Source organism: Streptomyces sp. NPDC046805 (genome assembly GCF_040645355.1).
GTDB lineage: Bacteria > Actinomycetota > Actinomycetes > Streptomycetales > Streptomycetaceae > Streptomyces.
On sequence record NZ_JBEYYC010000008.1, the window covers coordinates 135,503 to 155,433 of the forward strand.

Here is a 19,931-nt window from a genome sequence, read left to right on the forward strand (position 1 = left end):
CGGCCACCGGCTGACGGAACGGCCGCATACACCCACTTCACCGGGCATACGCGAGATCGTCACTCGGCGACCACCGGTGACCACCGTCACCCCCGACCACCCGGGAACCACCCCCCTCCGCCTTCCCCCCTGCTCCCCTCACCCCGGAACGGCCAGCTCGAACCAGACCGTCTTGCCGGTGTCCCCGGGCCGGGTGCCCCAGCGGCGCGAGGTGCTGGCGACGAGCTGGAGGCCGCGTCCGCTCTCGTCGTCGGGACGCGCGGCACGCTCACGCGGCGGGTCGGGCAGCGGATCGGAGACCTCGACCCGCAGACCGTCGTCCTGCTCGGCGGGGCGCACGAGACGTACACCGATGGGGCCCGTGGCGTGCCGCAGAGAGTTGGTCACCAGCTCGCTGACCAGCAGCGCCGTCATATCGGCGAGGCTGTCGAGCTCCCAGCCGCGCAGCTGGGTGCGGACCGCGGCGCGGGCGGTGCGCACGGCGCCCGGGACCGCGGGAAAGGTCCACTCGGCGCAGTCGCCTTCGGTGTCGATCACGCCGATCACTTCCCAGGCTGCGAGCTCACCCATGTCCGGTTTCGTGGGGTTAATGGGCACATACCCGATATCCCCGGGGCGGTACCGCCCATGACGGCGCACTGTGGCACGAACGGCGTACACAGCCCTCGCAGAGCTGTCGGTGACCCTCGGCTTCGCCCTCGGCAGCCCCCTGCGTCACTCTCAGCGGGCACCGGCTACGACTGTCAGCGGGCCCCGGCTTCGAGACGGCTCGCCACCTGACGCACGGCGTCGACATCCTGGTCGAGCCAGTCCACGTCCCAGATCTCGCCGGGGGCGAGGCGACGCAGCGCGTCGTGGTCCTGGAGGGGTCGGGGGGCGGCGGAGCCGGGACGCAGGCGGGCGGTCCACACCTGGAGGACGTACGGCGGCTTCAGCGGCCACTCCCCCGGGACTCGCTCGACGACCTCGGCATCGACGCCGAGTTCCTCTCGCAGCTCGCGTACCAGGGCGTCCTCGGGCGTCTCACCCGGTTCGACCTTGCCGCCCGGCAGTTCCCAGCGACCGGCGAGCTCGGGGGGTGCGCTGCGGCGCGCGGTGAGCAGGTGTCCGTCGTCGAGCAGGGCGGCTCCGACCACCACGATCCGTTCCGTCATACGCCGGAGCCTACGGGAGCGCCGGGGCGGGCGGGTCAGTTGCGCGTACCGCGCCCGCCCGGGCGGATGCGCTCGACCCAGTAGAGCTGCTTGTGCCGACGGTCCGCGAGGCTGTCGGCGATCTTCTGCGCCTCGGCCCGCGTCGCGTACCTGCCCACGCGGTAGCGATTGCCGCTGTCGTCCTGCCGTATGACGAGCCAAGGGAAGGAAGCCGTGCCGTCGCTCATCTCGCCCCTCCCCTGCCCGTCACCCCACCCGCCGAGGAAACCGCAATCCGCATATGCCCGAGCGTACGCCCAACCTTCACGCTGCGAATACGGCTTTTCACAAAGAGGTACGCAACCAGCCAGAACGACGGGGCGCACAATGACGAGTGCGCCGTCCGCCCGCCCACCCCATCCGGCCGCGGCCATACCGCGGGCACGCCCGTCACCTGCGGAGACGACCGAATTCCCCCGGCTCGCGCACGCGCGCGGAGCGGCACGGTCGCGGGGCCGACTGCCGGGGGTTGTGCGCTACTTCACGGGAAGGTGGTACGCCGCCCGGTAGCGGTCGGCGGGGATCACCACGTCGGCCGTCTCGACGGGACGGCCGGAGGCGTAGTAGGTGCGCTGGATGACCAGGACGACATGGCCGGGCACGCCGCCCAGGGTGAGCAGTTCCTCGGCGAGGCCGGGGCGGGCGCCGACCTCCTCGGTGACGTTGTCGACGATGACGTCGATGGCCCGCATGCGCTCGACGACGCCCATGCCGCCGAGGGGGCCCTCCTCCGGCAGCATCACGGGCGTACGGCCGGTGACGGAGAGGGGCTCCCAGGAGGTGGAGAGCATCATCGCCTCACCGGCGTCCCGGTACACGTACTTGGTGCACATCACGCGCTCGCCGGGCCGGATGCCGAGCCGCTCCGCGATGACGTCGCTCGCCTCGGCCTGCTCACTGCCGGACTCCCAGGTGCCGCGCGTGGCGGCGTCGGCCTGCTCCTGCCGGAACGGTGTGGCCCCGCCGTCCGGCCGGTAGCCGGAGCGGGCGACACGTCTGGGCGCGGGTCGTTCCCGGACGTACGTCCCCGAGCCGGATCGCCCCTCGACCAGGCCTTCGGCCATCAGCACCTTGCGGGCCTCCAGCGCGACCGTGTCGGAGACGCCGTACTCCTCACGGATCCGCGCCTGGGAGGGGAGGCGGGTGTGGGGTGGGAGTGAACCGTCGACGATCTTCTTGCGGAGGTCTCCTGCGACACGCAGATACGCCGGCTGCTCACCGAAAGTCACTGGCCGCTCCCATCAGCTTGTACAGACAGCAACAGCGTGGCAACCGGTGGTTGATACGTGCAAGTAAAGGCCAGAGAATCACTCGATGTGATGACTTGCCTCGGGAAAGGGCTTTGCGCAGGCACTTTCTCCCCAGTACGGGCCCTCGTCACACCTCCATTCCCGCACCGTCTCCCCCGTCACCGTCGTAACGGTCGTCGGACGGTGGGGTCGTGGCGAGGCCCAGAGCCTTGCGCGCGGTGACCGTCGTCTCCGGGGCGAGGAGCTTGAAGCCCTTCTCGTAGTGGACGTAGAAGGTGTCGGTGTCCGGGGCGGCGGCGGCCTTCGCCCACTCCTTCCGGGCCTGGTCGAGGCCGTCCGCGAGCTCGGCGACCGGCTGCCGCGCGTCCGTCGGCCAGTCGCGCCCGCGCAGGATCCGGGACGCCGGGTGAGCGCGGCCGCGACCCGCCCGGCCCACGCCTTGTGTCCGGGCGGGTCGTCCTCGACGTAGTCCGCGTCGGGCGCGGCGTCCAGGGCGGCGTTGAGGACATGGGCGGCCTCGGCCTGAGTTCAGCCCCAGCACCCGCACGATGCCGTTGAGCAGGTCCGCGACGGCCCGGCCGACGGCGCGCAAGCTCTGCCCTCACCCATAGAGGCACGCGCTGGCACGGCACGCGGAGTTCCCCGCTCAGTCGGCGGTGCCGGGCTCCACGACCCACTCGGCTTGCAGCCCGCTCACCGAAGCAATCATGTCGAAGTCGCCGTCGTAGTGCAGGACCGTGGCCCGATGCCGCTCGGCGGTTGCAGCGATGAGGACGTCGGCCAGCGACAGCGCCCGGTGGAAGCCGGCATGCAGAGCCAGGGCCTGGATCTCGAGTGCCCGCTCGAGCTCCTCGTCATTGCAGGGCAGGTGGTCGAAACCGCGGAGCAGGGTACGCAGTCGCAGCGCCTCGGGCTTTCCGCGCGCCGAGTACAGCACCTCATACTCGGTCGGGGCGCACACCGCCAGGAGCCCGTCGTGGTCCAGCGCATCCAGCCGCGCCCGCACCGGCGGTTCACCCCGGCGGGCAAGCGCGGACTTATCGATGAGGTAGCGCCCCTTCACGCCGCCGAGGCCCCGCCTTCGCGCTTCAGTGAGCCGTCCGGATTCCGCGGCCCCGTCTGCGACCGGATCTCCGCGAACCCGTCCTCGAACTCACCCTCGTCAATGGCATCGAACAGCTCCCGGCGCAGCCGGAGTTTCACCCCCTCCTCCATTGCCGCCCGTACCGCTGCGGCCTTGGTCTTCACGCCGTACAGCCGCATCGCCTGCTCGACGATCTCGTCGTCCAGATCGATCACAGTCCTGGCCATCAGTCAGCCCTCCACAGCCCGACGACACAACGACGATATCAATTCAGACTCAGAAATGACATCAGGATGCTTAAAACGAAGGGGTCCGACTCCGAAGAGTCGGACCCCTTCCGACCTGCATGTTTGCTAGATCGGCGGCCTAGTAGTAGATCACCCGCTACACGTTGAAGCGGAACTCCACCACGTCCCCGTCCTGCATCACGTAGTCCTTGCCCTCCATGCGCGCCTTGCCCTTGGCGCGGGCCTCGGCGACCGAGCCCGTTTCGACCAGGTCGGCGAAGGAGATGACCTCGGCCTTGATGAAGCCCTTCTGGAAGTCGGTGTGGATGACACCGGCGGCCTCGGGGGCGGTCGCGCCCTTCTTGATGGTCCAGGCGCGGGATTCCTTGGGGCCGGCCGTGAGGTAGGTCTGCAGGCCCAGGGTGTCGAAGCCGACGCGGGCCAGGGTGGCGAGGCCGGGCTCCTCGGCGCCCACGGACTCCAGGAGCTCCATGGCGTCCTCCTCGTCGAGCTCGGCGAGGTCCGCCTCCAGCTTGGCGTTGAGGAAGATCGCCTCGGCCGGGGCGACCAGGGCGCGCTGCTCGTTCTTGAAGTCCTCGTCCATCAGCTCGTCCTCGTCCACGTTGAAGACGTAGAGGAACGGCTTGGTGGTCAGCAGGTGGAGGTCGTGCAGCAGCTCCTCGTTGCCGGAGCCCTGGACGATGCCCGCCGAGAAGAGCGTGTCGCCCTTCTCCAGGATCTCCTTCGCCGCCTCGACCGCGGCGACCTTGGGAGCGATGTCCTTCTTGATGCGCGACTCCTTCTGGAGGCGCGGCAGGACCTTCTCGATCGTCTGGAGGTCGGCGAGGATCAGCTCGGTGTTGATCGTCTCGATGTCGTCCTTGGGCGAGACCTTGCCGTCGACGTGGACGACGTTCTCGTCCTTGAAGGCGCGGATGACCTGGCAGATCGCGTCGGACTCGCGGATGTTCGCCAGGAACTTGTTGCCCAGGCCCTCACCCTCGGAGGCACCGCGGACGATGCCCGCGATGTCGACGAAGTCCACGGTCGCCGGGAGGACGCGCTGCGAGCTGAAGATCTCGGCCAGCTTGGTGAGGCGGGCGTCGGGGACGCCGACCACGCCGACGTTCGGCTCGATCGTGGCGAACGGGTAGTTGGCCGCCAGCACGTCGTTCTTGGTCAGGGCGTTGAACAGGGTCGACTTGCCGACATTCGGCAGACCGACGATTCCGATCGTGAGCGACACGTTGCGACTTCCCGTTACGTCAGAGGGCCAGGGGACTGGGCGAGAGGGCCAGGGGACTGGCCGATCCACCAGTTTACGGCGTATCGGGCCCGGACCCGGCGGCCGCTTCGAACCACCGGGCAAGCTCTGCTCAACGGCGTGTCTGAGGGGCTATTCGGCACATAAACCGACCTAAGTTGGTCCAGTGGAGCAGTACAGGACCCGACCCCCGCAGCCCGGACCGCGACGCGGCAGGCCCTCGGCGCCCCTGCCGCCCCAGGCCAGACGTCGGCCGGCCGGCCTGCGGCCACCCGCCTCGCGTCCGGTGCCCGCGGTACGGCCCCGGCGGCGGATGCCGAACCCCCGGCTCACCGGGCTCGGCGGGGGGTTGTTCAGCGTGGTGCTGATGTTTCTGCTCGGGGGTCTCGACCAGCTGCTGTTCGGAGCGTCCCTGACCGCGTACGGCGTGCTGTTCCTGCCGGTGTGCGCGCTGACCGCGCTATGGCTGCGCGGGAGCGACCTGATGACCGCTCCCGTCGTCGTGCCGATCGCGTTCGCCGTGGGGCTGGTCCCCGTCGCCGACGGCGGCGGGGGGTCCGCGGGCCGGCTGATGGGGCTGGCGACCGCGCTGGCCACCCAGGCCGGGTGGCTGTACGGGGGGACGCTCGTCGCCGGCGTGATCGCGATCGTACGGAGGATCAGGCTGGTGAGGCGCCGACGGCGGGCGTGATCATCACCTGGAGGAATCTCCCGACGGAATCTCCTGACGGGATCGCCTAACGGTCGCCGCCGGCGTCCTGCCCTCTCTGCGCGCTCTGCCCGCTCAGCCCGCCGTACGCGTCCTTCGACGCCAGCATCGCCGCTCCCACGATCCCCGCGTTGTTCTGCAGCTGCGCCGGGACGATCTCCGCCTTGATGCCCTCGATGAGGTGCAGGAACCTGTCCGCCTTGCGGCTGACGCCGCCGCCGAAGATGAACAGCTCGGGGGAGAACAGCATCTCCAGGTGGGCGAGGTACTTCTGGACGCGCCGCGCCCAGCGCTCCCACGACAGGTCCTCGTCCTCCTTGACCTTGCTGGAGGCCCGCTTCTCCGCGTCGTGGCCGTGCAGCTCCAGGTGGCCCAGCTCGGTGTTCGGGACGAGGGCGCCGTCGACGAAGAGGGCGCTGCCGATGCCGGTGCCGAAGGTGAGCACGATGACCGTGCCTCTGCGGCCGCGGCCCGCGCCGAAGCGCATCTCGGCCACGCCGGCCGCGTCCGCGTCGTTGATCACGGTGACCGGGAGGCCGCCCAGCCGGTCGCTGAACAGCGCACGCGCGTCCATGTCGATCCAGCCCTTGTCGACGTTGGCCGCGGTGCGGACGATGGCTCCGCCGGTGATGACGCCGGGGAAGGTCAGTCCGACCGGGCCCCGCCAGCCGAAGTGCTCCACGACCTCGCGCACGCCGTCGGCCACGCCGTCGGGCGTCGCCGGGTGCGGGGTGAATACCTTGCAGCGCTCCTGGGCCAGGTCGCCCCTGTCCAGGTCCACAGGGGCGCCCTTGATCCCGGATCCGCCGATGTCCACGCCGAAGATCTGCATGGGCCCTACGTTACGACGCGGGACCGCCAGTCACTCTTCGGGTGCGCCGGAGGCGTCGGAGGCGCCCGAACCGCCGCGCTCCGCGACCAGTGCCGCCGCCTCCTCGCGCAGATCGCGGCGCAGCTCCTTGGGCAGCGAGAAGGTGATGGACTCCTCGGCCGCCTTGACGAGCTCGACGTCGCCGTAGCCGCGCTCGGCGAGCCACTCCAGGACCTCCTCGACCAGGACCTCCGGAACGGAGGCGCCGGAGGTGACGCCGACCGTGGTGACGCCGTCCAGCCAGGCCTCGTCGATCTCGCTCGCGTAGTCCACGAGGTAGGCCTCGCGCGCGCCGGCGAGCTTGGCGACCTCGACGAGCCGCTTGGAGTTGGAGGAGTTGCGGGAGCCGACCACGATGACCAGTTCGGCCTCGGCGCCCATCTGCTTCACCGCGAGCTGGCGGTTCTGCGTGGCGTAGCAGATGTCGTCGCTCGGCGGGGAGATCAGCTGCGGGAACTTCCCCTGCAGCGCGTCGACCGTCTCCATGGTCTCGTCGACGGAGAGGGTGGTCTGCGACAGCCATACGACCTTGGACGGGTCACGGACCTCCACCTTGGCGACGTCCTCGGGGCCGTCGACCAGCTGGATGTGCTCGGGGGCCTCGCCGGAGGTGCCGATGACCTCCTCGTGGCCCTCGTGCCCGATCAGGAGGATGTCGTAGTCCTCGTTGGCGAACCGGACGGCCTCCTTGTGGACCTTGGTGACCAGCGGGCAGGTGGCGTCGATGGTGGTGAGACGGCCGCGCTCGGCCTCCTCGTGGACGACGGGGGCCACGCCGTGCGCCGAGAACATCACGATGTTGCCCGGCGGCACCTCCTCCGTCTGCTCGACGAAGACGGCGCCCTTCTTCTCCAGGGTCTGTACGACGTACTTGTTGTGGACGATCTCGTGGCGGACGTAGACCGGGGCCCCGTACTGCTCCAGGGCCTTCTCGACGGCGATCACGGCGCGGTCCACACCCGCGCAATAGCCTCGGGGGGCGGCAAGCAGGACACGGCGGCCAGGCGAAGCAGTCATGCCACCCATCGTAAGGCCGCCTCGGACGGCGGAAGATCACACGTCCGGTCGGATTGGCGCGTCCCGCCGTGCCCACACGCGGGACGGCAGGGGCGCCCGCGCCCGCGCGCGGTGCGGCATCGACGTGGGTCCATTGTCGGTACCGGCCATTACGCTCGGGCGCATGGCTGTGAACACGTCCGCGGACGCCCCCCTGCCCGTCGGTGAGGTGTCGCGGCTCATCGGGGGCTGGATCGACCGGCTCGGGGCGGTGTGGGTCGAGGGGCAGATCACGCAGTTGTCGCGGCGGCCCGGCGCGGGCGTCGTGTTCCTCACGCTGCGGGACCCGTCGTACGACATCTCGGTGAGCGTGACCTGCTACCGGCAGGTGTTCGACGCCGTCGCCGATGTCGTGACCGAGGGCGCGCGCGTCGTCGTCCACGCCAAGCCCGAGTGGTACGCCCCGCGCGGGCAGCTGTCGCTGCGGGCCGTCGAGATCAAGCCCGTGGGGGTCGGCGAGCTGCTGGCCCGGCTGGAGCGATTGAAGAAGGCGCTGGCGGCCGAGGGGCTCTTCGCGGCCGAGCGGAAGAAGGCGCTGCCCTTCCTGCCCCAGCTCATCGGCCTGGTCTGCGGACGGGCCTCCGCCGCGGAGCGGGACGTGCTCGAGAACGCCCGGCATCGCTGGCCCGCCGTCCGTTTCGAGGTGCGCAACGTCCCCGTGCAGGGCGTGCACGCGGTGCCGCAGGTCGTGCAGGCCGTCAAGGAGCTCGACGCGCTCGACGAGGTGGACGTGATCGTCGTCGCGCGCGGGGGCGGCAGCGTCGAGGATCTGCTGCCCTTCTCCGACGAGCAGCTCGTGCGCGCGGTCGCCGCATGCCGGACGCCGGTCGTCTCCGCGATCGGCCACGAGCCCGACACCCCGCTCCTCGACTACGTCGCCGACCTGCGCGCCTCCACCCCGACCGACGCCGCGAAGAAGGTCGTACCGGACGTGGGCGAGGAGCTGGAGCGGGTGCGGATGATGCGGGACCGGGCGCGGCGGTGTGTGCGGGCGCTCGTCGAGCGGGAGGAGCGGGGGCTGTCCCACGCCCTCGCCCGGCCCTCGATCGAGGATCCGCACCGGATGATCGACGTGCGTGCCGACCATGTCGCGTCCGTGCTCGAGCGCGGGCGGCGCACCTTCGGCCACCTCCTCGACCGCGCCGACTCCGAGCTGGGGCACACGCACGCGCGCGTGGTGGCCCTCTCCCCCGCGGCGACGCTGAAGCGCGGGTATGCGGTGCTGCAGAAGTCCGACGGGCACGTGGTGCGCGATCCGGACGAGGTGACGGCGGCCGAGACCCTGCGGGCGCGGGTCGCCGAGGGCGAGTTCACGGTACGGGTCGAGGCGTAGGTCCCGTACGGGGTTCTCGTACGGAGGTCCCGTACGAGTCGATGCTTAGGGTGAGTGGATGACCAGCAAGGTGGAAGAGGCGCTCTCGTACGAGCAGGCGCGGGACGAACTGATCGAGGTCGTACGGCGGCTGGAAGCGGGCGGTACGAGCCTGGAGGAGTCCCTCGCCCTCTGGGAGCGCGGCGAGGAACTGGCCAAGGTGTGCCGGCGTTGGCTGGAGGGCGCGCGGGCCCGGCTGGACGCCGCGCTGGCCGAGGAGGAGAAGGCGGAGGACGACTCCGAGGAAGCCGACGGCTCCTAGTGACACGGCGGGCGGCCGGTTCTGAGCGGGCCGCTCAGGACAACTTCAGGGACTCGGCCATCTTCGTCAGCTGCGCGAACGGCGCCGTGCCCGCCACCACCGTCGTGGAGCCCGGCGTGTTCTCCAGGACCAGGGCGTCGTAGCGGCCGCCGGTGTAGCGCGTCCACGTCCGGTCGCCGATCTTCTCGGTGACCTTCGTGGCCTTCGCGCCCTGGCTGGCCTGGTCGATGAACTCCGCGCGCTTCTCACGGGACTGCTCGATCTGCACGTACTGACCCTCGGGGTTCTGGAAGCCCAGGTGCCACCGGCCGGAGTCCTCACCCTGGAAGCGGACCGAGGTCGCCTTCCAGGTCCTCGGCAGGCCCTCGGGTGCGGCCACCGGGTACGTCGCGGCACGACGTGCCGTGAGGAGTTCCACGCGGTAGTCGACCCGCTTGAGATCCGGAGCGTGGTCGTCGTGCGGGATGAAGAGGTAGATGACCCCCGCCGCGATCCCGATCAGGCCCAGGGACAGAATCATGTCCCGGACCGTCTTCTGTTTGCCGTTCGAACCTGCCACGCGCCCTATCGTCGCAGGTGTCCGGCGCGCTCATCCGTGGGGGCCCCTGCTCATTTTGTCTACCTAACGATAGAGTCGGGTCGAACACCCTCATCCGGCCGTCGTCGTATCAGAAAGGTGCGCTCCGATGACCGAGCATCATCACTTGCCGTCCGAGCTCGATGTCCCGTCCGAGGCTCCCGACCGCAACCTCGCCCTGGAACTCGTCCGGGTGACCGAAGCCGCGGCGATGGCCGCGGGCCGCTGGGTCGGGCGCGGTGACAAGAACGGCGCCGACGGGGCAGCGGTGCGTGCCATGCGGACCCTCGTCTCGACCGTGTCGATGAACGGCGTGGTCGTCATCGGCGAGGGCGAGAAGGACGAGGCCCCGATGCTCTTCAACGGGGAGCGCGTCGGCGACGGCACCGGGCCCGAGGTCGACATCGCCGTCGACCCGATCGACGGCACCACGCTGACCGCCAAGGGCATGCCCAACGCGATCGCGGTGCTGGCCGCCACCGAGCGCGGCGCGATGTTCGACCCGTCCGCCGTGTTCTACATGGACAAGCTGGTCACCGGCCCCGAGGCCGCCGACTTCGTGGACATCAACGCGCCCGTGTCGGTGAACATCCGCCGGGTCGCCAAGGCCAAGCGCTCCGCGCCCGAGGACGTCACCGTCGTCATCCTGGACCGGCCGCGGCACGAGGGCATCATCAAGGAGATCCGGGACACCGGCGCGCGCATCAAGCTGATCTCCGACGGCGATGTGGCCGGCTCGATCCTGGCGCTGCGCGAGGGCACCGGCGTCGACCTGCTGCTCGGCATCGGCGGCACGCCCGAGGGCATCATCTCGGCCTGCGCCGTGAAGTGCCTGGGCGGCACCATCCAGGGCAAGCTGTGGCCCAAGGACGACGAGGAGCGGCAGCGGGCGATCGACGCCGGGCACGACCTCGAACGCGTCCTGACCACCGAGGACCTGGTCACGGGCGAGAACGTGTTCTTCGTGGCCACCGGCATCACCGACGGCGAGCTGCTGCGGGGCGTGCGGTACCGCGCGGAGATCGCCACGACCGACTCGATCGTCATGCGCTCGAAGTCGGGCACCGTGCGCCGGATCGACTCCGAGCACCGGCTGAGCAAGCTACGGGCTTACAGCGCGATCGACTTCGACCGAGCGAAGTGACTCCGTCGGTTCAGCCGGGGCACTACGGGTTGCGGGTGGCTGCGGGTCCGTCGTGGCTGGTCACGCAGTTCCCCGCGCCCCTAGGGAGTTGACGCGCTCGGCGTCAAAAGGGCGCCCCCCTTTGTGCGGAAGCGGGGGCGCCCCTTTTTGTGTCTGTGAGCGGGGCTAACCCGCTGCCGCTATGCGGTCGGCCGCGCCTGCGGCCTTCTTCAGTTCCATGTCGCGGCGGCGGCGCCTGGCCAGGACCACGCGGCGCTCGGCGGCGGTGAGGCCGCCCCAGACGCCGTACGGCTCGGGCTGGAGCAGTGCGTGCTCGCGGCATTCGACCATCACCGGGCAGCGCGCGCAGACCCGTTTCGCGGCCTCCTCGCGGGAGAGCCGGGCGGCGGTGGGTTCCTTGGAGGGTGCGAAGAACAGGCCTGCCTCGTCGCGGCGGCACACCGCCTCGGTGTGCCACGGTGCGTCTTGGTCCCTGTCTCGCGCCGGCACCCGCTGGGCCGGAACGGCGGCTACTTGCAGGGACGAACGCGGCGGTTGCAGCACGGTCTACTCCTGACGACGGCTTCGCGAGCGAGAGACGATGCAGCAAGGCCTACCCGCTGTGCGCGGGCCTATGCACTGCGTTCCCAACAGCAGGCGCGCGACGGTCGGTTCGCGACCCCGGACCCGACCCGGCGACGGGCCGGTCCGTTCCGAAGCGGCGGCGGATTCGCGACCGTCAACGGTCGAGGCGTTTGCGCAAAGCCCCGTCGACCTTGCCCTGGACGCGGTCGAGGATGTCGGTGACGAGCTTGCCGCGCTTCGGCCGCGCCTCGACGTTGCCGAGAACCGCCCACCCGTCCACGTAGACCACGGGGGCGTCGGCCTCGACCGAATCCCGCGTGTCCACCTCGAAGTTGCCCAGCACGCCGCCGCCGGTGCCGCGCAGCGACACGTTCTCCGGGACGTGGATCTCGACGCTGCCGAAGACCGACACCGCCTTGATGACGACCTGCTGGTACTCGAAGATCGCCTCGCTGAGGTCGATCTCGACGCTGCCGAAGACCGCGTACGCGTGCAGTCGGCGCCCCGCGCGCCAACGGCCCCTGCGCATGGCGCTGCTGAACACCGCGACGACGTTGGCGTCGGCCTCGACCGGTATCGCACCGGCGGTCGGCCGGGGCGGCACCGGCGTGTAGGCGGGGGTCGCGCGCTGCTGGTGCGCGGCAGGCAGGTCCTGGACGAAGACCTCCAGCTCACCGACCGTCTTGGCGTTCAGCACCCCCTCCACCCGCTCGGCGTGCTCGTCGGCGGTCAGGCGCCCCTCGGCGAGGGCGTCACGCAGCATGTCGGCGATGCGGTCGCGGTCGGCGTCCGAGGCGCGCAGCTCGGCGACACGCGGCGCCGCGCCCTCCTGTCGGGCGTGCTTCTGAAGGTCCACGGCAGCAGCGTACCGAAACGCGATAGATCGCGACTAGGGGTGTGGACAACCTGACCGGCTCGCCTGTGGACAACCGCGTTCCGCCGACTGAGCCTTACCTCACAAGCCCGCCGTCGGCGGCAGGTTCTACGCTGGTGGACGCTGCCAACGGAGGCCAGCCGCTGTCTGCCGAGTGAGGAATGGCACCGATGCCTGAGTTCGCGTACACCGATCTGCTCCCCCAGGGAGAGGACACCACCCCGTACCGGCTGGTGACCTCCGAGGGTGTCTCCACCTTCGAGGCCGACGGGCGGACGTTCCTCAAGGTCGAACCGGAGGCGCTGCGCAAGCTCGCCGAAGAGGCCGTCCACGACATCCAGCACTACCTGCGCCCGGCCCACCTGGCCCAGCTGCGCCGGATCATCGACGACCCCGAGGCGTCCAGCAACGACAAGTTCGTGGCCCTGGACCTGCTGAAGAACGCGAACATCGCGGCGGCGGGCGTGCTCCCGATGTGCCAGGACACCGGCACCGCGATCGTGATGGGCAAGCGCGGCCAGAACGTCCTCACCGAAGGTGAGGACGAGAAAGCGCTGTCCCACGGCATCTACGACGCCTACACCAAGCTCAACCTGCGCTACTCGCAGATGGCTCCGCTCACCATGTGGGAGGAGAAGAACACCGGCTCCAACCTCCCGGCGCAGATCGAGCTGTACGCGACCGACGGCGGCGCGTACAAGTTCCTGTTCATGGCGAAGGGCGGCGGCTCGGCCAACAAGTCCTTCCTCTACCAGGAGACGAAGGCCGTCCTGAACGAGGCCTCCATGATGAAGTTCCTGGAGGAGAAGATCCGTTCGCTGGGCACGGCCGCCTGCCCGCCGTACCACCTGGCGATCGTCGTCGGCGGTACGTCCGCCGAGTACGCGCTCAAGACCGCGAAGTACGCCTCCGCGCACTACCTGGACGAGATCCCGGCGGAGGGCTCCGAGCTCGGCCACGGCTTCCGGGACAAGGAGCTGGAGGAGAAGGTCTTCGAGCTCACCCAGAAGATCGGCATCGGCGCGCAGTTCGGCGGCAAGTACTTCTGCCACGACGTCCGCGTGGTCCGCCTGCCGCGCCACGGCGCTTCCTGCCCGGTCGCGATCGCGGTCTCCTGCTCGGCCGACCGCCAGGCCGTCGCCAAGATCACGGCCGAGGGCGTCTTCCTGGAGCAGCTGGAGACCGACCCGGCGCGCTTCCTGCCGGAGACCACGGACGAGCACCTCGAGTCCGACGGTGACGTGGTCAAGATCGACCTGAACCAGCCGATGGACGAGATCCTCACCGAGCTGGCCGAGTACCCGGTCAAGACCCGCCTCTCCCTCACCGGCCCGCTGGTCGTGGCCCGCGACATCGCGCACGCCAAGATCAAGGAGCGGCTGGACGCGGGCGAGGAGATGCCGCAGTACCTCAAGGACCACCCGGTCTACTACGCGGGCCCGGCCAAGACCCCCGAGGGCTACGCCTCCGGCTCCTTCGGCCCGACGACGGCCGGCCGTATGGACTCCTACGTCGAGCAGTTCCAGGCGGCGGGCGGCTCCAAGGTGATGCTGGCCAAGGGCAACCGCAGCAAGCAGGTCACCGACGCGTGCGCGTCCCACGGCGGCTTCTACCTCGGCTCCATCGGCGGCCCGGCCGCCCGCCTCGCCCAGGACTGCATCAAGAAGGTCGAGGTCGTCGAGTACGCGGAGCTCGGCATGGAGGCGGTCTGGAAGATCGAGGTCGAGGACTTCCCGGCGTTCATCGTCGTGGACGACAAGGGCAACGACTTCTTCCAGGACCCGGCTCCGGCGCCGACGTTCACGTCGATCCCGGTTCGGGGCCCCGGCCTGGGCTGACCCCGCGGCAACACTCCTCGACAGCCCCCGGCGCATCGCCGGGGGCTCTGTCGCGGACGGGCGGCGGATGCCTTAGCTTGAGGGGCCGCCGCGGAAGGAGAGGTGCCGTGCCCGCCCGTCCCAGCATCCTGTTCGTGACCGATCTCGCCTACGAGGCCAGGGGTCGGCGCTACTGCGACGAGGACATCTTCCTGACCTCCCGGCTGCGCGGCGCCTTCGACGTCGCCCTGTGCCACCCGTCGGACGCCGCCGCGCTCATGGACGCCTTCGACGCGGTGGTGGTCCGCAACAGCGGCCCCGTCCTGCACTACCGGCGGGAGTACGACGCCTTCCGGGAGCGGGCCGCGGCACGCGGCACCCGCGTCTACAACCCGCTGTCCGGGCGCGGCGACATGGCCGGCAAGCAGTACCTGCCGGACCTGACGGCCGCCGGGTATCCGGTCATCCCCACCGTCGACCGGCCCGAGGACCTGAACCTGCTGCCCGAGGCCGGGAGTTACGCGGTCAAACCGAAGGCGGGTGCGGACTCCATAGGCCTGAGCTTCGTACCCCGGGAGCAGCTCGGCAGCCTCGCCGCCGAGGGCGACGTCCTGATCCAGCCGCGCATCGACTTCCGCTACGAGGTGTCCTTCTACTACGTCGACGACGCCTTCCAGTACGCCCTGTACGCTCCCGACCCCGACCGGCGCTGGGCGCTCGCACCCTACGCGCCCACGGACGCCGACCTCGCCTTCGCCCTCCGCTTCATCGACTGGAACACCCTCGACCACGGCATCCAGCGCGTCGACGCCTGCCGTACCCAGGGCGGCGACCTCCTGCTGGTGGAGCTGGAGGACCTCAACCCCTACCTGTCCCTGGACCTGGTCTCCGACGCGACCCGCGACGCCTTCGTGACCTGCATGACGGCCTCCGTGCACCGGATGCTCGGCACACCGGTGGGCGAGGGCACGCCCCCGTTCGGCCCACCCCCCGGAACATCGCCGCCGTCCCGTTCGCTGTAACCGGCATGAGCGAATACCGCATCGAGCACGACTCCATGGGCGAGGTGCGCGTCCCCGCCGACGCCAAGTGGCGGGCCCAGACGCAGCGCGCCGTCGAGAACTTCCCCGTCTCCGGACATCGCATCGAGCGGGCCCACATCGAGGCGCTCGCCCGCGTCAAGGCGGCCGCCGCGAAGGTGAACGCCGAGCTCGGGGTGCTCGACAAGGATGTCGCCGAGGCCGTCCAGGATGCCGCGACGGAGGTCGCCGAGGGGAAGTGGGACGCGCACTTCCCCGTCGACGTGTTCCAGACCGGGTCCGGCACCTCGTCCAACATGAACGCCAACGAGGTCATCGCCACGCTGGCGAGCGAGCGGCTGGGGCGGGACGTCCATCCGAACGACGACGTCAACGCCTCGCAGTCGTCCAACGACGTGTTCCCCTCGTCCCTGCACATCGCCGCCACCGCCGCCGTCACCCGCGATCTGATCCCGGCCCTGGAGCACCTCGCCGACGCGCTCGCCCGCAAGGCCGAGGAGTTCACCGACGTCGTGAAGTCCGGGCGGACCCATCTCATGGACGCCACGCCCGTGACCCTGGGGCAGGAGTTCGGCGGGTACGCCGCCCAGGTGCGGTACGGCGTCGAGCGGCTGCGGGCGTCGCTGCCCCGGCTCGCCGAGCTGCCGCTGGGCGGGACCGCCGTCGGGACCGGGATCAACACCCCGCCGGGGTTCTCCGCCGCCGTGATCGAGGAGGTGGCGCGGGCCACGGGGCTGCCGTTCACCGAGGCGCGTGATCATTTCGAGGCGCAGGGTGCGCGGGACGGGATCGTCGAGACCAGCGGGCAGCTGCGGACCATCGCCGTCGGGCTGACCAAGATCGCCAATGATCTGCGGTGGATGGCCTCGGGGCCGCGCACCGGGCTCGCCGAGATCCGGCTGCCCGACCTCCAGCCGGGGTCGTCGATCATGCCCGGCAAGGTCAACCCGGTCGTCCCGGAAGCCGTCCTGATGGTCTGCGCGCAGGTCATCGGCAACGACGTCACGATCACCACGGCCGGCGCCGCCGGGAACTTCGAGCTCAACGTCATGCTGCCGGTCATGGCCAAGAACGTGCTGGAGTCGATCCGGCTGCTCGCGAGCGCCTCCCGGCTGCTCGCCGACCGCACCGTCGACGGGATCACCGCCGACCGGGAGCGGACCCGCGAGTACGCCGAGTCGTCGCCCTCCGTGGTCACCCCGCTCAACCGGTACCTGGGCTACGAGGAGGCCGCCAAGGTGACCAAGAGAGCCCTCGCGGAGCGCAGGACGATCCGTCAGGTGGTGCTGGATTCCGGCTATGTGGAGCGCGGCGACCTCACGCTCGAACAGCTCGACGAGGCGCTGGACGTGCTGCGTATGACGCATCCGTGAGGCGGAGCCGGCCGTCCCCGGTGCCGGGCCGGAACCGTGACGCGTGCCGCAGCGTCGTATGCCTACGGCACCTAATATCTCTGCATGGCAGACGGTGGAGCGGTGAGGCGCAGCGGCGGGGAACGTGAGGGAGCGGACGGGTCGACGGGCTTCTGGTCGCCCGGGAGTCACATCCTGTGGCGCTACCGGGAGAACGCCGGTGAGCGCATCCACATCGCGCGCCCCGTCACGGTCGTACGGGACGACCATGAGCTGCTCGCCGTGTGGATGGCGCCGGGCACCGAGTGCGTGAAGCCGGTGCTCGCCGACGGCACGTCCGTGCACCTGGAACCACTGGAGTCCCGGTACACCAAGCCGCGTACGGTGCAGCGCGACCGCTGGTTCGGCACCGGGGTGCTGAAGCTGGCCCGGCGCGGCGAGCCCTGGTCCGTGTGGCTGTTCTGGGAGCCGGGCTGGCGGTTCAAGAGCTGGTACGTCAACCTGGAGGAACCGCTGAGCCGTTGGCACGGCGGCGTCGACTCCGAGGACCACTTCCTGGACATCTCCGTGCATCCGGACCGGAGTTGGCGCTGGCGCGACGAGGACGAGTTCGCCCAGGCCCAGCGGGACGGCCTGGTGGGCGCACGGCTGGCCGCGCAGGTGCGGGAGGCGGGGCAGGCCGCGGCGGCGGTGATCCGCGCATGGGGCCGGCCGTTCTCGGACGGCTGGCAGCACTGGCGCCCCGACCCGTCCTGGGCAGTGCCTTCGCTCCCGGAGGACTGGGACCGCACGCCCGCGCACATGTCCTCATGAGACCCTTGATGCGCCCCCGGTGCACAACCGTAGGATCGTCCTCCGCAAGAGCAGACAGCAGCAACTCCCGGATCATGTGCCGGGTTTGACCGAACGTCACCGAGGGGCGGCAGGACGTGAGCGAGGGTTACGAGGGCACCACCGGTACGGCCCGCAGAGGGTTCGCCGGTGACACAGGAACAGCCTCTGACCACGCGGGAATTCCGTTCCTGGGACACGTATTCCGGGTATCGGGACTTCTGCGGGACGAACCGCGTGCGTGGCGCGCGGCCCCGGACGGACGGATTCGACACGCGTGACGGAGCACTCCACCTCCTCCCATGAGCGCCCCCAGCCGGGCGTCGACCCCGCGGACCCCCGCGGGGCGCTGACGCGTGCGCCGAAACCCTTCGGCGCCGCCGCCCTGCCCGCACAGGCCCGCACCGGCGAGACGCCCGCAGCGCCGGGCACCACCACGCCCTGCGGCAAGGGGAAGGAGCCCCCAGTCAACGGCCCCGAGCACGCACAGCCGGCCGACGCCGACCCCGACATGCTCCGCCCGCGCCCCACGCCGGAGGGCATACCTCTCCAGCAGGACGACGACCCGGACGCCGTCGCCGACGGCCGGGAGCGCCGCACCGGACGGGGGCTGCCTCCGGGGCGGCCGATGCCGATGCGGCGGGTCGGCGACCGGCTGCGGTACGTGGGCGCCGCGACCCGGCGGATCGCCCGCGGCATCGACCTGGACGAGATCGTGATGGGCCTGTGCCGGGCCACCGTCCCGACCTTCTCGGACGCGATCGTGGTCTATCTGCGCGACCCGCTGCCGGTCGGCGACGAGCGCCCCACCGGCCCCGTGGTGCTGCGCCTGCGCCGCACCGACCGGATCCCGGAGGAACGCGACACCGACGGCGTCTTCCTGCCCGGGCAGGCCACCGAGTCCGAGGCGTCGGATCCGGCCGCGCTGTCGGGGCTGTCCGCCCTGACCGCCGAGCTGTGCGAGGTGCGGCCCGGCGGTGCCCTCAACGAGGTGCTGCGCGGCGTGCGGCCGGTGTTCGCGGGCGCGCCCGCCGCCCGGGCCGCGCTGCCCGAACTCCTCGGCGCGGGAGCCGATTCACTGGTCCCCGACGGCCAGCACGCGATCCTCGCCCCGCTGCGCGGCCGGCGCCGCGTCATCGGCGCCGCGCTCTTCCTGCGCCGCCCGGAGCGGGACGCGTTCGAGTCCGACGATCTGCTGGTCGCCGCCCAGCTCGCCACGCACACCGCCCTCGGCATCGACAAGGCGGTGCTGTACGGCCGCGAGGCCTACATCGCCGACGAGCTCCAGCGCACGATGCTGCCCGAGACGCTGCCCCGCCCGACGGGCGTACGGCTGGCGTCCCGCTATCTGCCCGCCGCCGAGACCGCCCGGGTGGGCGGCGACTGGTACGACGCCATCCCGCTGCCCGGCAGCCGGGTCGCGCTCGTCGTCGGCGACGTCATGGGCCACTCCATGACCTCGGCGGCGATCATGGGCCAGCTGCGGACGACGGCCCAGACCCTCGCCGGACTCGACCTGCCCCCGCAGGAGGTGCTGCACCACCTCGACGAGCAGGCCCAGCGGCTGGGCACCGACCGCATGGCGACGTGCCTTTACGCCGTGTACGACCCCGTCTCGCACCGCATCACCATCGCCAACGCCGGCCACCCGCCGCCGGTCCTGCTGCACCTGGGCGGCGAGGCCGAGGTGCTGCGGGTGCCGCCGGGCGCGCCCATCGGGGTCGGCGGTGTCGACTTCGAGGCCGTCGAGCTGGACGCGCCGGCCGGGGCCACGCTGCTCCTCTACACCGACGGCCTGGTCGAGTCCCGGCTGCGGGACGTGTGGACCGGCATAGAGCAGCTGCGCGAGAAGCTCGCGGCGACCGCGGAGCTGACCGGGCCGGACCACGCGCCGCCGCTCGAGGCCCTGTGCGACGACGTGCTCGACATGCTCGGCCCGGGTGACCGGGACGACGACATCGCGCTGCTCGCCGCCCGGTTCGACGGGATCGCGCCGAGCGACGTGGCGTACTGGTTCCTGGAGCCGGAGGAGACGGCGCCCGGCCGGGCCCGCAGGCTGATCCGGGGCGCGCTGGCGGAGTGGGGTCTCGACGACCTCAGTGACGCGGTCGAGCTGCTGGTCAGCGAGGTCGTGACGAACGCCGTGCGCTATGCGTCGCGCCCGATCACGCTGCGCCTGCTCCGGACGGACGTGCTGCGCTGCGAGGTCGGAGACGACGTACCGCAGCTGCCGCGGCTGCGGCAGGCGCGGGCCACGGACGAGGGCGGCCGCGGGCTGTATCTGGTGAACAGGCTGGCCAGGCGCTGGGGAGCCACGCGGCTGAGCACCGGCAAGGTGGTGTGGTTCGAGCTGAACCACGGCTGAGGCGCGCGCCGGCCGTCGCGCCGTCGCCGCCATGCGTGAAGGGGCGCCCGGATCTCCCGGGCGCCCCTTCACGCGCTCA

22 protein-coding genes are annotated in these 19,931 nt (G+C 70.9%); 9 read left to right on the forward strand and 13 right to left on the reverse strand.

What is annotated here, in order from left to right:
* Positions 1–138: 138 nt before the first annotated feature.
* The 8 genes from ABZ910_RS11450 to ychF form a co-directional block, all read right to left on the reverse strand.
* A complete protein-coding gene (locus ABZ910_RS11450; protein WP_361362042.1) occupies positions 139–570 on the reverse strand; it encodes an ATP-binding protein in 432 nt (143 codons plus the stop codon).
* 173 nt (positions 571–743) lie between these two features.
* Complete coding sequence (locus ABZ910_RS11455) at positions 744–1,154, reverse strand: (deoxy)nucleoside triphosphate pyrophosphohydrolase (RefSeq protein ID WP_361362043.1); 411 nt, start codon at positions 1,152–1,154, stop codon at positions 744–746.
* 35 nt (positions 1,155–1,189) lie between these two features.
* Positions 1,190–1,381 carry an SPOR domain-containing protein gene (locus ABZ910_RS11460; protein WP_361362044.1) on the reverse strand — a complete coding sequence of 64 codons (192 nt, stop codon included), beginning with the start codon at positions 1,379–1,381 and terminating at the stop codon, positions 1,190–1,192.
* A 288-nt stretch (positions 1,382–1,669) separates the two neighbouring features.
* Positions 1,670–2,422, reverse strand: coding sequence for a GntR family transcriptional regulator (locus ABZ910_RS11465; protein WP_361362046.1), 753 nt, complete (start codon positions 2,420–2,422; stop codon positions 1,670–1,672).
* Positions 2,423–2,570: 148 nt separating this feature from the next.
* Positions 2,571–2,879, reverse strand: a complete 309-nt coding sequence (locus ABZ910_RS11470; protein WP_361362048.1) for a hypothetical protein — start codon at positions 2,877–2,879, stop codon at positions 2,571–2,573.
* A 210-nt stretch (positions 2,880–3,089) separates the two neighbouring features.
* A complete protein-coding gene (locus tag ABZ910_RS11475; protein WP_361362050.1) occupies positions 3,090–3,506 on the reverse strand; it encodes a PIN domain nuclease in 417 nt (138 codons plus the stop codon).
* Entirely contained in the window at positions 3,503–3,754 is a 252-nt protein-coding gene (locus ABZ910_RS11480; RefSeq protein WP_361362052.1) for a type II toxin-antitoxin system VapB family antitoxin, read from the reverse strand. Before ABZ910_RS11480 ends, ABZ910_RS11475 begins: the two co-directional genes overlap by 4 nt.
* A gap of 157 nt (positions 3,755–3,911) precedes the next feature.
* Positions 3,912–5,000 carry a redox-regulated ATPase YchF gene (gene ychF / locus ABZ910_RS11485; RefSeq protein WP_361362054.1) on the reverse strand — a complete coding sequence of 363 codons (1,089 nt, stop codon included), beginning with the start codon at positions 4,998–5,000 and terminating at the stop codon, positions 3,912–3,914.
* Positions 5,001–5,184: 184 nt separating this feature from the next.
* On the opposite strand from ychF, the gene ABZ910_RS11490 reads away from it, so the two are divergent.
* Positions 5,185–5,709, forward strand: a complete 525-nt coding sequence (locus ABZ910_RS11490) for a DUF6542 domain-containing protein (protein WP_361362056.1) — start codon at positions 5,185–5,187, stop codon at positions 5,707–5,709.
* Between the two features lie 46 nt (positions 5,710–5,755).
* Here the strand turns inward: ABZ910_RS11490 and ppgK are convergent, their stop codons facing one another.
* On the reverse strand, positions 5,756–6,559 hold the full coding sequence (ppgK, locus tag ABZ910_RS11495) for a polyphosphate--glucose phosphotransferase (RefSeq protein ID WP_361362058.1): 804 nt from the start codon (positions 6,557–6,559) through the stop codon (positions 5,756–5,758).
* Positions 6,560–6,589: 30 nt separating this feature from the next.
* Positions 6,590–7,624 carry a 4-hydroxy-3-methylbut-2-enyl diphosphate reductase gene (locus ABZ910_RS11500; protein WP_361362060.1) on the reverse strand — a complete coding sequence of 345 codons (1,035 nt, stop codon included), beginning with the start codon at positions 7,622–7,624 and terminating at the stop codon, positions 6,590–6,592.
* A gap of 154 nt (positions 7,625–7,778) precedes the next feature.
* Between ABZ910_RS11500 and xseA the strand changes: the two genes are divergently transcribed.
* Positions 7,779–8,987 (forward strand): exodeoxyribonuclease VII large subunit, encoded by a 1,209-nt coding sequence (xseA, locus tag ABZ910_RS11505; RefSeq protein ID WP_361362062.1) that lies wholly within the window; start codon positions 7,779–7,781, stop codon positions 8,985–8,987.
* 58 nt (positions 8,988–9,045) lie between these two features.
* A complete protein-coding gene (locus tag ABZ910_RS11510) occupies positions 9,046–9,288 on the forward strand; it encodes an exodeoxyribonuclease VII small subunit (protein ID WP_361362064.1) in 243 nt (80 codons plus the stop codon).
* 34 nt (positions 9,289–9,322) lie between these two features.
* On the opposite strand, the gene ABZ910_RS11515 is transcribed toward ABZ910_RS11510, so the two are convergent.
* Entirely contained in the window at positions 9,323–9,847 is a 525-nt protein-coding gene (locus ABZ910_RS11515; protein ID WP_361362066.1) for a DUF4245 domain-containing protein, read from the reverse strand.
* Positions 9,848–9,974: 127 nt separating this feature from the next.
* Between ABZ910_RS11515 and glpX the strand changes: the two genes are divergently transcribed.
* A complete protein-coding gene (glpX, locus tag ABZ910_RS11520) occupies positions 9,975–11,009 on the forward strand; it encodes a class II fructose-bisphosphatase (protein ID WP_361362068.1) in 1,035 nt (344 codons plus the stop codon).
* A gap of 165 nt (positions 11,010–11,174) precedes the next feature.
* Here glpX and ABZ910_RS11525 read toward each other — a convergent pair whose 3' ends face one another.
* Positions 11,175–11,552, reverse strand: a complete 378-nt coding sequence (locus ABZ910_RS11525; protein WP_361362070.1) for a WhiB family transcriptional regulator — start codon at positions 11,550–11,552, stop codon at positions 11,175–11,177.
* Between the two features lie 175 nt (positions 11,553–11,727).
* Positions 11,728–12,429 carry a DUF1707 domain-containing protein gene (locus ABZ910_RS11530; protein WP_361362072.1) on the reverse strand — a complete coding sequence of 234 codons (702 nt, stop codon included), beginning with the start codon at positions 12,427–12,429 and terminating at the stop codon, positions 11,728–11,730.
* A 179-nt stretch (positions 12,430–12,608) separates the two neighbouring features.
* On the opposite strand from ABZ910_RS11530, the gene ABZ910_RS11535 reads away from it, so the two are divergent.
* The 5 genes from ABZ910_RS11535 (at position 12,609) to ABZ910_RS11555 (ending at position 19,852) form a co-directional block, all read left to right on the forward strand.
* Entirely contained in the window at positions 12,609–14,285 is a 1,677-nt protein-coding gene (locus tag ABZ910_RS11535) for a fumarate hydratase (RefSeq protein WP_361362074.1), read from the forward strand.
* A 107-nt stretch (positions 14,286–14,392) separates the two neighbouring features.
* On the forward strand, positions 14,393–15,286 hold the full coding sequence (locus ABZ910_RS11540; RefSeq protein WP_361362076.1) for a hypothetical protein: 894 nt from the start codon (positions 14,393–14,395) through the stop codon (positions 15,284–15,286).
* 5 nt (positions 15,287–15,291) lie between these two features.
* Positions 15,292–16,677 carry a class II fumarate hydratase gene (locus ABZ910_RS11545; RefSeq protein ID WP_361362078.1) on the forward strand — a complete coding sequence of 462 codons (1,386 nt, stop codon included), beginning with the start codon at positions 15,292–15,294 and terminating at the stop codon, positions 16,675–16,677.
* Positions 16,678–16,761: 84 nt separating this feature from the next.
* Complete coding sequence (locus tag ABZ910_RS11550; protein ID WP_361362080.1) at positions 16,762–17,469, forward strand: DUF402 domain-containing protein; 708 nt, start codon at positions 16,762–16,764, stop codon at positions 17,467–17,469.
* Positions 17,470–17,764: 295 nt separating this feature from the next.
* Complete coding sequence (locus tag ABZ910_RS11555) at positions 17,765–19,852, forward strand: SpoIIE family protein phosphatase (protein WP_361362082.1); 2,088 nt, start codon at positions 17,765–17,767, stop codon at positions 19,850–19,852.
* Positions 19,853–19,931 lie beyond the last annotated feature (79 nt).

Excerpts from the sequence above, each read along its gene's own strand:
- ABZ910_RS11450 (WP_361362042.1), bottom strand. The coding sequence starts at position 570 with ATGGGTGAGCTCGCAGCCTGGGAAGTGATCGGCGTGATCGACACCGAA.
- ABZ910_RS11455 (WP_361362043.1), bottom strand. The coding sequence starts at position 1,154 with ATGACGGAACGGATCGTGGTGGTCGGAGCCGCCCTGCTCGACGACGGA.
- ABZ910_RS11460 (WP_361362044.1), bottom strand. The coding sequence starts at position 1,381 with ATGAGCGACGGCACGGCTTCCTTCCCTTGGCTCGTCATACGGCAGGAC.
- ABZ910_RS11480 (WP_361362052.1), bottom strand. The coding sequence starts at position 3,754 with ATGGCCAGGACTGTGATCGATCTGGACGACGAGATCGTCGAGCAGGCG.
- ppgK (WP_361362058.1), bottom strand. The coding sequence starts at position 6,559 with ATGCAGATCTTCGGCGTGGACATCGGCGGATCCGGGATCAAGGGCGCC.
- ABZ910_RS11500 (WP_361362060.1), bottom strand. The coding sequence starts at position 7,624 with ATGGGTGGCATGACTGCTTCGCCTGGCCGCCGTGTCCTGCTTGCCGCC.
- xseA (WP_361362062.1), top strand. The coding sequence starts at position 7,779 with ATGGCTGTGAACACGTCCGCGGACGCCCCCCTGCCCGTCGGTGAGGTG.
- ABZ910_RS11510 (WP_361362064.1), top strand. The coding sequence starts at position 9,046 with ATGACCAGCAAGGTGGAAGAGGCGCTCTCGTACGAGCAGGCGCGGGAC.
- glpX (WP_361362068.1), top strand. The coding sequence starts at position 9,975 with ATGACCGAGCATCATCACTTGCCGTCCGAGCTCGATGTCCCGTCCGAG.
- ABZ910_RS11535 (WP_361362074.1), top strand. The coding sequence starts at position 12,609 with ATGGCACCGATGCCTGAGTTCGCGTACACCGATCTGCTCCCCCAGGGA.
- ABZ910_RS11545 (WP_361362078.1), top strand. The coding sequence starts at position 15,292 with ATGAGCGAATACCGCATCGAGCACGACTCCATGGGCGAGGTGCGCGTC.
- ABZ910_RS11550 (WP_361362080.1), top strand. The coding sequence starts at position 16,762 with ATGGCAGACGGTGGAGCGGTGAGGCGCAGCGGCGGGGAACGTGAGGGA.